Origin of the sequence: Erwinia sp. QL-Z3, from assembly GCF_004551645.1 — a bacterium.
GTDB classification, from domain to species: Bacteria; Pseudomonadota; Gammaproteobacteria; order Enterobacterales; family Enterobacteriaceae; genus Erwinia; species Erwinia billingiae.
The window spans coordinates 4016650-4031998 of record NZ_CP037950.1; the positions used below are offsets into that span (position 1 = coordinate 4016650).

Consider the following 15349-nt stretch of genomic DNA (forward strand, 5'->3'; position numbering starts at 1 on the left):
ACTGCCCTCGTTAGTTATGCAATTTGGATAGAAGCGCCGCGGCCGATTGCATAATAAACAAAACCGCGCTTACTGATTCTTTCTGGATCATACAGGTTACGACCATCAAAAATCACGGGTTCTTTCAGAGCATTTTTAATGACATCAAAATCCGGTGCACGGAAGTTCTGCCATTCGGTACAGATGACCAGGCCATCAGCACCTTGCAGAGCGGCTTCTTTGGTTCCCATCAGCTTCAAATCGCTGCGATGGCCATAGACGCGCTGTGCTTCGTCCATTGCTTCCGGGTCGAAAGCCTGAACGGAAGCACCTGCCTGCCAGAGTGCTTCCATCAGCACACGGCTTGACGCTTCACGCATGTCATCGGTGTTTGGCTTGAAAGAAAGCCCCCACAGTGCAAAAGTTTTGCCCTGCAGATTGTCACCGAAATGACGTTTGATGAAGGTTGGCAGCTTGTTCTTCTGCGAATCGTTGACGTCTTCAACCGCCTGCAACAGACGTGGCTTGTAACCAATCTGTTCTGCAGTGCGGATCAGCGCCTGAACGTCTTTCGGGAAGCAGGATCCGCCATAGCCGCAGCCAGGATAGATGAAGGAGTAACCGATACGGGAGTCAGAACCAATGCCCTGACGCACTTTCTCGATATCTGCACCCAGGCGTTCTGCCAGGTTGGAGATCTCATTCATAAAGCTGATTTTAGTGGCCAGCATGCAGTTTGCCGCATACTTGGTCAGCTCAGCACTACGAATATCCATTAAAATCATGCGATCATGATTGCGGTTGAAGGGCTCGTACAGCTCGCGCAGCAGCTCAACAACTTCATCATTGTCTGTACCCACAACAATACGCTCAGGACGCATACAGTCGCTGACTGCTGCACCTTCCTTGAGGAATTCAGGGTTAGACACCACATCAAACGCAATCTCAGCACCACGTGCTTTCAGCGTCTCTTCCATTACCGCACGAACACGGTCTGCCGTTCCAACAGGAACCGTAGACTTGTCGATCACAACTTTGTGATCCTGCATGTGTTCTGCGATGGTGCGTGCTACAGCGGTAACATATTTCAGATCCGCAGAGCCGTCTTCATCCGGAGGTGTTCCCACGGCGATAAACTGCATCGTACCGTGATTCACACCTTCTTCCGCGTTGGTGGAGAACTTGAGGCGACCGCTCTCATAGTTCTGCATCACCAGAGGCGTCAGGCCCGGTTCAAAAATAGGAATGATCCCTTTCTTCAGATTCTCGACTTTACTTGCGTCGACATCGATACAAAGAACGTCATGTCCGACTTCGGCCAGAACCGCAGCCTGAACCAGACCAACATAGCCGATACCAAATACGGTGACTTTCATTGAATTGTCCCGGTTAGAAATTAAATTTACTTACTATTGCCAACAGTGCTTTCGAGCCACTCTTTAAAGTCGCTACCCAGAGAATCGTGACGTACGCCGTATTCAACGAAAGCCTGCATGTAGCCCAGCTTGTTACCACAGTCATGGCTCACGCCTTTCAGGTGATAAGCTTCTACAGTCGATTTTTCCATCAGCATAGCGATGGAGTCAGTCAGCTGAATTTCATCACCTGCACCTGGAGGCGTTTTCGCCAGCAGTGGCCAGATATCAGCAGACAGAACATAACGGCCAACAACCGCCAGGTTTGAAGGGGCTTTATCCGCTTTAGGCTTCTCAACCACACCGACCATCGGTGCGCTCTGACCAGCAGACAGTTCAGCACCCTGGCAGTCAACCACACCGTAAGCTGTTACGTCAGCAACTGGCTCAACCATGATCTGGCTGCGGCCGGTTTCATCGAAACGACGCATCATATCGGCCAGGTTCTCAGTAGCCAGGTTTGATTCGTATTCATCGATGATTACGTCAGGCAGGATAACGGCGAAAGGTTCGTCACCGACAACCGGGTAAGCACACATTACTGCGTGGCCCAGACCTTTAGCCAGACCCTGACGGACCTGCATGATGGTTACGTGTGGCGGGCAGATAGACTGGATTTCTTCCAGCAACTGACGCTTAACACGTTTTTCCAACATCGATTCCAGCTCGAAACTGGTGTCGAAGTGGTTTTCGATGGCGTTTTTAGAGGAGTGCGTTACCAGCACAATCTCAGTGATCCCAGCTGCGATACATTCGTTAACGACATACTGAATTAACGGCTTATCAACCAGTGGCAACATTTCTTTTGGAATGGCTTTGGTTGCAGGCAACATACGCGTTCCCAAACCAGCTACAGGGATAACCGCTTTTTTTACTTTGGACTTATAGGCAGACATCTAAGTACCTCTCTTTATAGGCCGTTCAAGTTATTACTTGATATGTCGAGTTAAAAACGAGATGAGTATACCAGTGGAACCCTGACGGATTTATCCTGGATGAACCCTTTCAGCAAAAATTAAGACTATTACCCAAGTGTAAAGCTTATCTTTGGCCCTGTCTGCCAGCAGCAAACAGGATTTCTGACGAGTGGTTAATCCGTGGACAACATCAGGCGCAGCCTGCCACCAGCGCCCCAAACCTGGCATTGCCAGGCTTCACAACGCTGGCTTATTTGATTTAGGTGGGTGCTGCCCAATGTACCAAGTGGAACACCGTTGCTGAGTTGAATTTGATGGGTGTTGACGTTAAGGGTGGCGTTTAAACCAGCGGAAACGAGGATCAAATTCTTTAATCCTTGATGGTAATAGCCGACCAGCAGTGGGAACTGCCCTTTTAGATTGGCCTGGCGTAACAGCAAATTGACCTGTTTTAACAAGCCATTTAATTCAGGCAGTCGTGGCGACTGGCCTGATAATTGATCCTGCAACAGTCCGTTGAACAGCGCGCGCAGTAATAAAGCGGCCAGCACGCCATTATCGCCCGCGCGGGTCACGTCCAGGCAATAGAATGCCAGATCTTTCTCGGACAGCGCGGCGATATCCAATACCAGGCCCGGCTCTTCGGCCATCGTCAGCTGACGGTAATTGATGCGACAGTTGGCGATAACCTGCTGTACAGGCGGCTGCAGTTGCTTAAGCAGTTTCGACGCGGCATTCGGATCCCGCACCAGCGCATCCCAGTCCTGGAATAGCTGTTCGTCTTCTTCCACTTTTGAAGTGAACATCGATGGATAAAGGCATTCGTAGACGGCCTCGCGTAAGCGGGCCAGATCTTTCAGCGGTTTTAACAACACGTCCTGCACCCCGAGGCGTAACACCTGGGCAATGTCAGCCATGTTTTCCGTTGCGGAGATCACCAGTATCGGCATGGTGTTGCCTTTACTACGCATATGTTCAACCAGCTTCAACCCGTCCATCTTTGGCATAGCCAGGTCGCAAATCATCAGGTCATGCGCAGACTCATTGAGTTTTTCAAGCGCTTGCAGTCCATCGTCTGCCAGCATTATCTCAGCCCCAAGAGCCGCTAGATAGTTGTCAAGAAGAGAGCGGAAAACGACTTCGTCTTCAACAATCAGAATCTTTTTTCCGCTTAATGGCTTGTCCATCATCCCCCCCTGTACACCGGATTAGTCAATAGTGGCTCATAATCCACATTCTCGCCTCTAAGAATTGCCTGAAGAGTCATATTTCACTCATCCGGAAACGCAGCTTGACGAACCAGCGGCAGTAATTCATCCATCTTCTTCTCTACCGCCAGCTTACCCGCCTCGATAGCCTCTTCTGCGCGATGGAAATCCAGTGTGGAAATCTGAGGGCAGAATGGCTGGATCAATACGTCTGGCGGATCGCCTGCCATACGATTTCTCTTCAACCGGTTCTCAAGCACCTGAATAGAGGTGGACATGATTTCCATCGCGCCAGGCGTTTGATTAACCTTGCGGTGGGCTACTCTGGCGAGGCTCTGACGCAGGCGCCCTCCCCAGCTGGTTGCTGCAGCTTCGACTTCATCTGCGGATTGCGGCGTCACTGACAGCAGATCCTGTTGCATCAGGTGCGCGTCGTGTTGCAGGTCAACGGCAATAACGATATCGGCGCCCAGTGCCCGGGTCAGCGACACCGGCACCGGATTGACCACCGCGCCGTCCACCAGCCAGTAACCGTTATAGGCTACCGGGGCTAACAGACCGGGCATGCTGCATGACGCCCGCACCGCCATATGCAGATCGCCTTCAGTCAGCCACAGCTCACGCCCGGTGCTGAGGTTGGTCGCCACCGCGCCGAAAGGCAGATCGCACTCTTCAATGTTTTCGTGATTAACCAGCCGGCGAACGTGGTTGAACACCCGTTCTCCCCGCAGCAGGCCACCGCGACGCCACGAGAAATCCATCAGGCGGATCACATCCCAATAGCTGAAGGAACGAACCCAGGTTTCGAGGATGGGAAGACGTTTACTGGCATACGCTGCGCCCACCAGCGCCCCAACGGAGCACCCCGCGACCACATCGACTTTAATCCCAGCCCGCTCCAGCGCATTGATAACACCAATATGCGCCCATCCCTTGGCGGCACCCGATCCCAGTGCCAGTCCAATTTTTACCTGTCTCATTCTACCCCTGACGATTGCTTAACTTACAAATGGCATCATCGTGACTGCTCGGTTACCATGACGCCCAAAATCTTTCGACTTTTACACTCACTGGAGTCAACGTGTCAGAACTTTGCCCGTGCGGAAGCGGAATGCAGTATAGCGTATGTTGCCAGCCCTTTCTTAAAGGTGACGACATTCCTGCCATACCAGAAGCCTTAATGCGTTCGCGCTACACTGCCTATGTGCTGAAAGATGCCGACTATTTGGTCGCCACCTGGCATCCCTCCTGCGATCCGCAACGTTTTCATGCCAGCCTTGAGCAAAGCTTTGAGGCGACCCGCTGGTTGAGTTTACAGATTATTTCGGCAGAAGAACCTGGGGATAAATCCGAAGGGTTTGTGACATTCTTTGCTCGTTTCTCTGAAAATCAGCGCGAAAGCTTTATTCATGAGCGTTCCCGCTTTGTCCGGGTAGAACAACGCTGGTACTATATTGACGGCACTTACCCTGAAACAGGGCGAAATGACCGCTGCCCCTGCGGCTCCGGCAAAAAATTCAAGAAATGCTGCGGCCAGTAAGGTCGCTGATCTTATAAAGAATTGCTTCGACAGGATCACCACTGCAATGCAAGCGCAAACACTGCAACGAAAAGTATTACGGACCATCTGCCCAGACGCAAAAGGTCTGATCGCCAAGATCACCAATATTTGCTACAAGCACGAGCTGAATATCGTACAGAACAATGAGTTCGTCGATCATCGCACCGGACGCTTTTTCATGCGTACCGAGCTGGAAGGGATATTTAACGACACCACGCTGTTGGCGGACCTGGACAGTGCGCTGCCAACCGGCTCCATTCGCGAGTTAAATTCAGCGGGTCGTCGCCGTATCGTTATTCTGGTTACCAAAGAAGCCCATTGTCTGGGTGATTTGCTGATGAAGAGCACCTACGGCGGGTTGGATGTTGAGATCGCTGCGGTGATTGGTAACCACGAAACCTTGCGCACGCTGGTTGAGCGTTTTGATATTCCGTTTATCCTGGTCAGCCATGAAGGGCTTTCCCGCGAAGATCACGATAACAATATGGCGGCAGAGATCGATCGCTACCAGCCTGATTACGTGGTTCTGGCCAAGTATATGCGTGTACTGACCCCAGGATTCGTGCAGCGTTACCCAAATCAGATCATCAACATTCATCATTCGTTCCTGCCCGCCTTTATTGGTGCACGTCCTTATCATCAGGCGTATGAGCGCGGCGTGAAAATCATCGGTGCGACGGCACACTATGTGAATGATAATCTTGATGAAGGTCCGATCATCATGCAGGACGTCATCCACGTTGATCACACCTACACGGCAGAAGATATGATGCGTGCAGGCCGTGACGTTGAGAAGAACGCGTTAAGCCGCGCGCTGTATCAGGTACTGGCGCAACGTGTATTTGTTTACGGCAACCGCACCATTATTCTATAAGCAGCAACGCATTTCATTTGTAGCAAGGCTGCTGTTTTGTATGACAAAGCAGCAGCCAGAATAAAAAAGCGGCAAACAAACCTTTTTCGTTAAATTCAGGCTTTACAGCCTCCTCTCATTTGATATGATGCGCCCCGCTTACAGGCACAGCAGTAAGGCCAGTGACTGAAGCGCAGTAATTGAGAAATAAAGCAAAACCCTGTGGTGGGGTTCCCGAGTGGCCAAAGGGATCAGACTGTAAATCTGCCGTCATCGACTTCGAAGGTTCGAATCCTTCCCCCACCACCATCTCATTTATCTCCCGCACTCCTATGCAAAGTACCCTTTTCCATATTCCCCACGGGGGAGGATGAGAAGCTTCGACCTCGAAGGTTTGACCCGAAGGGTGAGTCGCAAAGCGACGAAAAATACTTCCTGCTCCGCAGCCGCGAACTTTTCACCTTCTGCATAAACCACCAAATCCCTACCTAACCAACTTTTTCAATTCCCTTGACCACCCTCCCATCCACTTACCCAATCAGCCCCAACCCAACCAACCCCTCACGTCTTTTACTTCCCTTTACCCTACCGACTCCCTCCACTAAATAGGTTTTTAACTCCCGCTTTTTTTGCTACCATCCCAACCCTGTTTCCTTCGATATCTGGTCAGCACAATGAAATTTGTTTCTTTTAATATCAATGGGCTGCGCGCCCGTCCGCATCAGCTTGCCGCCATCATTGAGCAGCACCAGCCAGACGTGATTGGCCTGCAAGAAACCAAAGTGCATGACGATATGTTCCCGTTGGAAGAAGTGTCAAAGCTGGGTTATCACGTCTTCTATCATGGCCAGAAAGGTCACTATGGCGTTGCCCTGTTAACTAAAGACGAGCCTCTTGCCGTACGTCGCGGTTTTGCCGGCGATGATGAGGAATCTCAGCGCCGGATGATTATGGCCGACATTGCCACGCCTGTGGGTACCCTGACCGTGCTTAACGGCTACTTCCCACAGGGCGAAAGCCGCGACCACCCGACTAAATTCCCGGCAAAAGAGAAGTTCTACCGCGATCTGCAGAGCTACCTGGAAAACGATCAGAAACCGACAAATCCGGTGGTGATTATGGGCGACATGAACATCAGCGCCACTGACCTGGATATCGGTATTGGTGAAGATAACCGCAAGCGCTGGCTGCGCACCGGCAAATGTTCATTCCTGCCAGAAGAGCGTGAGTGGATGGACCGTCTGATGGGTTGGGGACTGGTGGATACCTGGCGCGCAGAGAATGCGGAAGCTAACGATCGCTTCTCGTGGTTTGATTACCGCTCAAAAGGGTTTGATGATAACCGTGGACTGCGTATCGATCTGGTGCTGGCCAGTCAGCCTCTGGCTGCCCGCTGTGTGGCAACCGGCATCGACTATGATATTCGCAGTATGGAAAAGCCTTCAGACCATGCGCCAATCTGGGCACAGTTCAACCTGGATGAGGCGAAGTAAGTTTCGCTTGCTTCAGACCGTCAGGTCATCGTGAAAAATAACCACAGAGGCACGGGCTTCTGTGGTTACTATCTCAGAATGCTTAACGGTGGATTACTTGATGGTTTTCCAGATCAGGTTATTAGTCCCGTAAGATTTTTCATCCCGCGAACACTGTAATAACACCCCTTCCATCTTCACCACCGATCCTTCGGTATAGCTCCGATTTTCGTAGGTGCAGCAGGTATTGCACGGCGGCTGATTGTTGTTCTGCCCTTGCGTCCAGACTTCCGGCGGCATATCCACCACCACATCCGCATTCGGGCTGTTGCTGTTATTTCCCTGATTGTTACCGCTATGATTACCGCCGTTATTGCCGTGGCCAGTGCCGAGATTCCAGCCCTCACCGGCGGCATGCAATGGGCTCACCAGCAACATCCCGGCCAGCATTAATGCGCCTGATAATTTCATCACTCAGTTTCCTTCGCTTTAGTCGCCTTACGGCGCGGCTTTTTCGGTTCAGCCGCCGGAAGCCCACGGAAGGCATGCGCAGCAGGTTGCTGCCGTGCCTGATAAATCAGATTATGCAGCGTCTCAACCAGCGGCAACATAAAGTCCTGGTAGCGGCACTGCTTTTCACTGATTTTAGTCAGCGTGGATTCCCAATGGGCGGTCATGTCGGGACGCGCCGCCATTTCTGGCAGCGAGTGGATCAGCGCCCGCCCGGCGGGACTGGAGTGAATATAGCGCCCTTTTTTAAACAAAAAGGCGCGCTTGAACAACAATTCAATAATCCCGGCGCGCGTAGCTTCTGTCCCTAAACCATCGGTCGCACGCAGCACTTTCTTTAGATCTTTATCCTGAACAAATCGCGCAATGCCGGTCATCGCAGATAATAAGGTCGCATCGGTGAACGGTCGCGGCGGCTGAGTCTGCTTCTCTACCACTTCTCCCCGTTCACATAACAGCTCGTCACCTTTGGCAACCACCGGCAGCGGCGTGCCGTCATTTTCCTCATCGCGTTCTTTACTGCCCAACAGCGATCGCCAGCCGGCCTCCGCCAGGAAGCGAGCCTTGGCGACAAATTTCCCGCCGGCAATATCCAGCTCGATCACGCATTTGCGGTACACGGCATCAGGGCAGAACTGCATCAGGTATTGCGTGGCAATCAGACGATAAATCGTGCTTTCGTTCTCGGTCAGCCTGACCTGAGAACTTCTGGCTGTCGGGACGATAGCGTGGTGAGCATCGACCTTTTTGTCATCCCAGCAGCGATTACGGCGATCGCTGTCAAAATCCGCGGGCGGCGTCAGATCGGGTTGATGGGCATTGATGGCGTTGAGTACCGCATGGCGTCCGGCAAAGTGCTCATCGGGCAGATAGCGACTGTCGGAACGTGGATAGGTGATCAGCTTGTGGGTTTCATACAGCTTCTGGCAGGTATCCAGCACCGTTTGTGCGCTCATGCCAAAGCGTTTCCCGGCTTCAATCTGCAGGCTGGAAAGGGAGAACGGCAAGGGTGCGGTGTCATTCTCTCTTTTATCGTTATAGCTGGTGACATTGGCCGGTTGACCACCAATCCGCGCCAGCACATGATCCGCCAGCGGACGGTGCAGCAAACGCCCTTCTTCATCCTGATAGGGTTCACAAGAATCGCTGGGCTGCCATAAGGCAACAAAGCGTTCATCTTTCGGTGTGACGATATGGGCTTTGACTTCAAAGAAGTCTTTGGCGATGAAGTTTTCGATCTCCTCATCACGGCGAACCACCAGCCCCAGAACGGGCGTCTGGACACGTCCCACGGACAGCAGGCCATCGTAGCCGGCGTTACGGCCCAGCAAAGTGTAGGCGCGCGTCATGTTGATGCCGTACAGCCAGTCGGCCCGTGCTCTCGCCAGGGCGGAAACACACAGCGGGATAAATTCTTTATTCTCGCGCAAGCGGCTGACGGCACGCTCCACGGCGGAGGGATTGAGATCGTTAATCAGGCAGCGCTGAACATTGGCGCGCTTTTCCGGCGGCAGAGACAGATAGTCCAGCACCTCGTCCACCAGTAGCTGACCTTCACGGTCCGGGTCACCTGCGTGAACCACTTCCGTCGCCTGCTCCAGCAAGCCTTTAATGACGTTCAGCTGTTTTGCCACTGAGGGACGCGGTTTTAGCTGCCATTTTTCCGGCACGATGGGCAGATCGGCCAGTGACCAACGCGCAAAACGGCTGTTGTAACTGTCTGGTTGCGCCTGCTCCAACAGGTGACCGACGCACCAGGTGACCATCTGATCCTGGCCGCAGGCAATAAAGCCGTCGCCCCGGCGATGAGGTTTAGGGAGGACATCCGCGATAGCGCGGGCAAGACTGGGTTTTTCGGCAATAAACAAACGCATCCGGCAGTGACTTCCTTCAGGAAACTAATTCAATTAACGCACGTCCGGCACTAGCCGGCAGCAGTTCCCCGATAGCCGTGAGGGTGATCCCCATTGCCCCGGCGCTTTCGATAACAACCGCTTCCGCTTCAGGTCTGACCGCTAACAGCAGGCCACCTGAGGTTTGGGGATCGCATAGCAGTTTACGCTGTTCGTCACGCATTGCGCCCAATAAATGGCCGTAGCTGGCAAAATTACGGTCCGTGCCGCCCGGCACGCAGCCTTGCGCAATGTATTCGTCGACGCCAGCCAGTCTTGGCACCCGATCAAACCAGACATTGGCATGCAGGTTGGAGCCGGTGCAGATCTCGCTGAGGTGGCCCATCAGGCCAAAGCCGGTCACGTCAGTCATCGCGGTTACCCCGTCGATGTCGGCGAAAACCGCGCCCGCGCTGTTCAGCTGGCACATCACTTCCGTTGCCAGCCCTTGATGTTCAGGCTTAAGTTTTGCGCGTTTTTCCGCGGTGGTCAGCACGCCAATGCCAAGCGGTTTCGTGAGGAAGAGTTTACAGCCGGCCTGCGCAGAGCTGTTCTTTTTCACTTTATCAGGTGCGATCACGCCGGTGACGGCAAGACCAAAAATCGGCTCGGGTGCGTCAATGGAATGACCGCCCGCCAGTGAAATCCCAGCCCTGGCACAGACGCTGCGCCCCCCTTCAATCACTTTTCGGGCAATTTCAGGCGCCAGCTTGTCCAGCGGCCAGCCAAGGATCGCAATTGCCATAATTGGCTTACCGCCCATCGCGTAGATATCACTGATGGCATTGGTCGCGGCGATACGGCCAAAATCGAACGGATCGTCGACGATTGGCATAAAGAAGTCGGTGGTGCTGACCACCGCCGTGCCGTTCCCCAGATCGTAGACCGCCGCGTCATCCCGCGTTTCGTTGCCCACCAGCAGATTGGGATCGCTGCGCAGCGGATGATCGCTGTGCAGTATGGTCTCCAGCACGCTGGGTGAAATCTTACAGCCGCAGCCAGCGCCATGGCTGTACTGCGTCAGGCGTATCGCGTTCTCACTCATGGGCAACCTCCCTCCTGGTTTACCGGCAATATGGTAGCGCTTTCGTCTGGCGGGAGTAAGTCTCAGGGTATTTTTCCGCGACCGTTCGCTCATTATCCCGACAAAAATCAGGGCTGGCGTTCACCCTGACCGTTCAGAAGAGCGTTGTCACTCAGAAATAACGGATAAATGGCGCCGTATCGGGAGGAATAACCGTGGTGGAAGATTTTAGCTGCGGCGTGCCAAGGTAGAGGAAACCGACAATCACATCCTGCTCGCGACAGTCGAATGCCTGACGCACATCCTGATGCTCAGTCCAGGCACCGCTGCGCCAGATGCCGTTGAAGCCCTGAGCAAGAGCCGCCATCTGCATGGCCATCACCGCACAGCCTGCTGAGACAACCTGTTCCCAATGCGGAACCTTCGCGTTCTCTTCACAATGTGCCACCACGGTGATGATCATCGGTGCACGGAAAGGCGACTGCTTCGCTTTTTCAATCGCCTTCTCTTCCATGCGATCTTCACGCGCAGCATTTTCCAGTAATGCGCTGAAACGCTCACGGCCTTCATTCTCGATGACGATAAAACGCCATGGCTGCATCGTGCCGTGGTCTGGTGCGCGCATGCCGGCTCGCATGATGTTCTCAAGGGCCTCTCCGGCGGGTGCCGGCTCGCTTAAACGTGACGCGGAACGGCGGTTAACCAATAAATCCAGAGCGTCCATAATTCCTCCTGATAATGAGTTTCATTTAGCTGAAACTAGCACAGGATGATGATTTGTTACAGCATTCCGCTTTTTCCTGCTGACAATTTGGCCCCTGCTATTTAGGATGTCAGCATTCCCACCCGGTTTGGGCCGCTCAGCCCGCTGGCATCGCCCCTTTTCCGGGCTTTTTTATCGCGATTATGGAGATAATATGCGCACTTTGTGGCGATTTATCGCTGGATTTTTTAAATGGACCTGGCGATTACTGAATTTCGTCCGGGAATTTATTCTCAACCTGTTTTTAGTGGTGCTGATCCTGATCTGCACGGGCATCTATTTCCAGTTCAGCAGCTCTTCAACCCCTGCGGAACCGCAAAAAGGTGCGCTGATTGTTGATCTGAATGGCGTGGTGGTTGATAAGCCTTCCGTCAGCAATAAGCTCAGTAAGATCGGGCGTCAGTTACTGGGCTCCAGCAGCGACAAGCTGAAAGAGAACTCGTTGTTTGACGTTGTCGATGCCATCCGTCAGGCCAAAGGTGACGCCAATATCACCGGTATGGTGTTAGATCTGCGTGACTTCGCCGGGGCCGATCAGCCTTCCCTGCAGTACATCGGCAAAGCGCTGCGCGAATTCCGTGACAGCGGCAAGCAGATTTATGCCACCGGCGACAGCTACAGCCAGGCGCAATATTATCTCGCCAGCTTCGCCAACAAAATCTACCTTTCTCCGCAGGGAACCGTTGACCTTCACGGCTTTGCCACTAACGGCCTGTACTACAAATCGCTGCTGGATAAGCTGAAAGTCAGCTCACATGTCTTCCGTGTCGGTACCTATAAATCCGCAGTTGAACCTTTCCTGCGTGACGATATGTCCCCTGCTGCCCGTGATGCAGACAGCCGCTGGATTGGTGAGCTGTGGCAGAACTACCTCAATACCGTTTCGGCTAACCGCCAGATTACGCCGGAACAGCTGTTCCCTGGCGCGCAGGGCGTGCTGGATGGACTGCAAAAAGTCGGCGGCGATACTGCGGTGTATGCCAAAGACAGCAAACTGGTTGATGAACTGGCTTCCCGCTCGCTGGTCGATCAACAGCTGACCAAAATTTTCGGCTGGGATAAGCAGGCTAAAGATTACAAAGGCACCAGCATCTACGATTACCAGGTGAAGGATAACGGCTCAACAGACGGCAATATCGCGGTGATCATGGCCAGCGGCGCCATCATGGATGGTGACGAAACCGCGGGTAGCGTCGGTGGCGACACGACGGCCATGGAGATCCGTGAAGCCCGCCTTGATCCTAAAATCAAAGCGATTGTCTTCCGCGTCAACAGCCCAGGCGGCAGCGTGACGGCCTCCGAAACGATCCGTGAAGAGCTGGCAGCAGCGAAAGAAGCCGGGAAACCGGTGGTGGTTTCCATGGGTGGCATGGCGGCATCGGGTGGTTACTGGATTTCCACGCCAGCTAACTACATCATCGCCAGCCCAAGCACCTTGACCGGCTCTATCGGCATCTTCGGCGTGATTAACACCGTTGAGAACACGCTGGATTCAATTGGCGTGCACACCGATGGCGTGTCCACCTCGCCTCTGGCTGATATTTCTACCACTAAGGCGTTACCGCCGGAAGTGCAGCAGATGATGCAGATGAGCATCGAGAACGGCTATAAGAACTTCCTCGGTCTGGTCGCTCATTCCCGTAACAAGACGCCAGAGCAGATCGATCAGATTGCTCAGGGCCACGTCTGGACGGGTACGGATGCCAAGGCTAACGGTCTGGTGGATGCGATGGGTGATTTCGACGATGCCGTCGCCAAAGCCGCCGAGCTGGCAAAACTGAAGGACGCCAAACTGAGCTGGTATCAGGACGATCCAAACTTTATGGATCTGCTGTTCAGCCAGATGGACGTATCTGTGCGTGCCGCACTGCCTGAAACCCTTAAGGCCTGGATGCCGGCACCGATGGTCGACGTAATGGCGTCAATGAGAAACCAGCCGGGTCTGTTTGATAACCTGAACGATCCGCAAAACCGCTATGCGATGTGCCTGACCTGCGCGCAGGTGAAATAAAACATCCAGCCCGGCCATCTGGTCGGGCTGCTTTTCCTCTTCTTTCCCCTTATACTTCGCCTTTTCGGCAAGCCTGAGTGAATTCATGCAAAAGAAATCTATTTACGTCGCCTATACCGGCGGAACCATTGGCATGCAGCGTTCCGATCAGGGCTTCATCCCTGTTTCCGGACATTTGCAGCAACAGCTGGCCAATATGCCAGAGTTCCATCGCGCCGAAATGCCCGACTTCACCATTCATGAATACCAGCCGCTGATTGATTCTTCAGACATGACGCCGCTGGACTGGCAATCGATTGCGGATGATATTCGTAAAAATTACGATCAATACGACGGCTTTGTGATCCTGCATGGCACCGACACCATGGCGTTCACTGCTTCGGCATTGTCATTTATGCTGGAGAATCTTGCCAAGCCGGTAATCGTGACAGGGTCACAAATTCCGCTTGAACAGCTGCGTTCGGATGGGCAGCAAAACCTGCTAAACGCCCTTTTCGTCGCCGCTAATTATCCAATTAATGAAGTGGCGTTGTTCTTCAACAACACCCTGTACCGCGGAAACCGTACCACCAAAGCACATGCCGATGGATTCAACGCCTTTGCTTCACCGAATCTGGCTCCCTTGCTGGAAGCCGGTATTCATATTCGTCGCCTTAATACACCACCCGCACCTACCAGGGATGGCGAATTAATCGTTCATCCGATTACCCCTCAGCCGATTGGTGTAGTCACCATCTATCCGGGTATTTCCTCGGACGTGGTCAGCAACTTCCTGCTACAACCGGTGAAGGCACTGATCCTGCGCTCTTATGGCGTCGGCAATGCCCCACAGAACCCGGCTTTCCTGAAAGAACTGAAAGAAGCTTCCGCGCGGGGCATTGTGGTGGTAAACCTGACGCAGTGTATGTCCGGTAAAGTGAATATGGGCGGTTACGCCACGGGCAATGCGCTGGCGCTGGCGGGTGTGATCAGTGGCTATGATTTAACGGTGGAAGCGACGCTGACCAAGCTGCACTTCCTGCTCAGCCAGAACCTCTCCAGTGATGAGGTGCGGCGACTGATGCAGCTCAATCTGCGCGGTGAACTGACTCCTGACGAGAAGTGATAAAAAATGATGGCTACCCGGCAGGCTCTGCTTCTGATTGACTTACAGAATGACTTTTGCAGCGGTGGCGCGCTGGCGGTGAAGGATGGCGATGACACCCTCGCGATTGCCAACCTGTATGCGGCAGAGTTCAGCCAGCGACAGCAGCCTGTGGTAGCCACGATTGACTGGCACCCTGCCAGTCACGGCAGCTTTGCGTCGAATGCAGGACATCAACCCTGGACCGAAGGCGAACTGGCGGGATTGCCGCAGGTCTGGTGGCCCGATCATTGTATCCAGCACAGCTATGGTGCGGAGCTACATCCAGCGCTGGAGCAACGCTATATCACTGAGCGTGTCTACAAGGGTGACGATCCCCTGATAGACAGTTACAGTGGTTTTTTTGATAACGGCCGGCGCAAGAAAACGCGTCTGGATAGCGTATTAAAAGCGCAGGGGATTACCGCATTGACCGTGATGGGGCTGGCGACGGATTACTGCGTGAAGTACAGCGTGCTGGACGCGCTCGCGCTGGGCTATACCGTCACGGTGCTCTCTGCCGGCTGTCGGGGTGTAAACCTGGCCGCAGGCGACGCTGAACGCGCTCTGGAAGAAATGGCGACTAAAGGGGCGATCGTTCTTTAAAGATCCCCTCAAACG

14 protein-coding genes, 1 tRNA gene and 1 other RNA gene are annotated in these 15349 nt (G+C 53.4%); 8 read left to right on the forward strand and 8 right to left on the reverse strand.

Translation table 11 applies throughout. The features are described 5' to 3' along the window. Positions 1 to 14: 14 nt before the first annotated feature. The 4 genes from E2F51_RS19205 to rssA form a co-directional block, all read right to left on the reverse strand. Complete coding sequence (locus E2F51_RS19205) at positions 15 to 1355, reverse strand: UDP-glucose/GDP-mannose dehydrogenase family protein (protein ID WP_053142809.1); 1341 nt, start codon at positions 1353 to 1355, stop codon at positions 15 to 17. A 26-nt stretch (positions 1356 to 1381) separates the two neighbouring features. Next, entirely contained in the window at positions 1382 to 2290 is a 909-nt protein-coding gene (gene galU / locus E2F51_RS19210; RefSeq protein WP_053142807.1) for a UTP--glucose-1-phosphate uridylyltransferase GalU, read from the reverse strand. 194 nt (positions 2291 to 2484) lie between these two features. After that, positions 2485 to 3498 (reverse strand): two-component system response regulator RssB, encoded by a 1014-nt coding sequence (gene rssB, locus E2F51_RS19215; protein WP_013202425.1) that lies wholly within the window; start codon positions 3496 to 3498, stop codon positions 2485 to 2487. A gap of 83 nt (positions 3499 to 3581) precedes the next feature. Continuing rightward, a complete protein-coding gene (rssA, locus tag E2F51_RS19220) occupies positions 3582 to 4499 on the reverse strand; it encodes a patatin-like phospholipase RssA (protein ID WP_134824273.1) in 918 nt (305 codons plus the stop codon). 101 nt (positions 4500 to 4600) lie between these two features. Between rssA and E2F51_RS19225 the strand changes: the two genes are divergently transcribed. The 5 genes from E2F51_RS19225 to xthA all read left to right on the forward strand — a co-directional run bounded on the left by E2F51_RS19225 (position 4601) and on the right by xthA (position 7426). After that, entirely contained in the window at positions 4601 to 5059 is a 459-nt protein-coding gene (locus tag E2F51_RS19225; RefSeq protein WP_013202427.1) for a YchJ family protein, read from the forward strand. Positions 5060 to 5105: 46 nt separating this feature from the next. Next, complete coding sequence (gene purU, locus E2F51_RS19230; protein ID WP_013202428.1) at positions 5106 to 5954, forward strand: formyltetrahydrofolate deformylase; 849 nt, start codon at positions 5106 to 5108, stop codon at positions 5952 to 5954. Positions 5955 to 6157: 203 nt separating this feature from the next. Continuing rightward, positions 6158 to 6242 (forward strand) — tRNA-Tyr (locus tag E2F51_RS19235). A 40-nt stretch (positions 6243 to 6282) separates the two neighbouring features. Continuing rightward, a non-coding RNA gene (locus E2F51_RS19240) (RtT sRNA) lies at positions 6283 to 6379 on the forward strand. A 228-nt stretch (positions 6380 to 6607) separates the two neighbouring features. Continuing rightward, positions 6608 to 7426, forward strand: a complete 819-nt coding sequence (gene xthA / locus E2F51_RS19245) for an exodeoxyribonuclease III (protein WP_013202429.1) — start codon at positions 6608 to 6610, stop codon at positions 7424 to 7426. A gap of 93 nt (positions 7427 to 7519) precedes the next feature. Here xthA and E2F51_RS19250 read toward each other — a convergent pair whose 3' ends face one another. The 4 genes from E2F51_RS19250 to E2F51_RS19265 form a co-directional block, all read right to left on the reverse strand. Then, a complete protein-coding gene (locus E2F51_RS19250; protein WP_134824917.1) occupies positions 7520 to 7876 on the reverse strand; it encodes a YnjH family protein in 357 nt (118 codons plus the stop codon). Next, complete coding sequence (locus E2F51_RS19255; RefSeq protein ID WP_013202431.1) at positions 7876 to 9789, reverse strand: DNA topoisomerase III; 1914 nt, start codon at positions 9787 to 9789, stop codon at positions 7876 to 7878. Before E2F51_RS19255 ends, E2F51_RS19250 begins: the two co-directional genes overlap by 1 nt. A 16-nt stretch (positions 9790 to 9805) precedes the next feature. Next, a complete protein-coding gene (selD, locus tag E2F51_RS19260; protein WP_134824274.1) occupies positions 9806 to 10852 on the reverse strand; it encodes a selenide, water dikinase SelD in 1047 nt (348 codons plus the stop codon). A 151-nt stretch (positions 10853 to 11003) separates the two neighbouring features. Next, on the reverse strand, positions 11004 to 11555 hold the full coding sequence (locus tag E2F51_RS19265; RefSeq protein ID WP_013202433.1) for an NAD(P)H nitroreductase: 552 nt from the start codon (positions 11553 to 11555) through the stop codon (positions 11004 to 11006). A 193-nt stretch (positions 11556 to 11748) separates the two neighbouring features. Here E2F51_RS19265 and sppA point away from each other — a divergent pair, with 193 nt between their 5' ends. The 3 genes from sppA to pncA all read left to right on the forward strand — a co-directional run bounded on the left by sppA (position 11749) and on the right by pncA (position 15334). Beyond that, positions 11749 to 13605 (forward strand): signal peptide peptidase SppA, encoded by a 1857-nt coding sequence (gene sppA, locus E2F51_RS19270; protein WP_134824275.1) that lies wholly within the window; start codon positions 11749 to 11751, stop codon positions 13603 to 13605. Positions 13606 to 13690: 85 nt separating this feature from the next. Continuing rightward, positions 13691 to 14710, forward strand: a complete 1020-nt coding sequence (gene ansA, locus E2F51_RS19275) for an asparaginase (protein WP_134824276.1) — start codon at positions 13691 to 13693, stop codon at positions 14708 to 14710. A gap of 9 nt (positions 14711 to 14719) precedes the next feature. Then, positions 14720 to 15334, forward strand: a complete 615-nt coding sequence (pncA, locus tag E2F51_RS19280) for a bifunctional nicotinamidase/pyrazinamidase (RefSeq protein WP_041692329.1) — start codon at positions 14720 to 14722, stop codon at positions 15332 to 15334. The last annotated feature ends 15 nt before the right edge of the window (positions 15335 to 15349 follow it).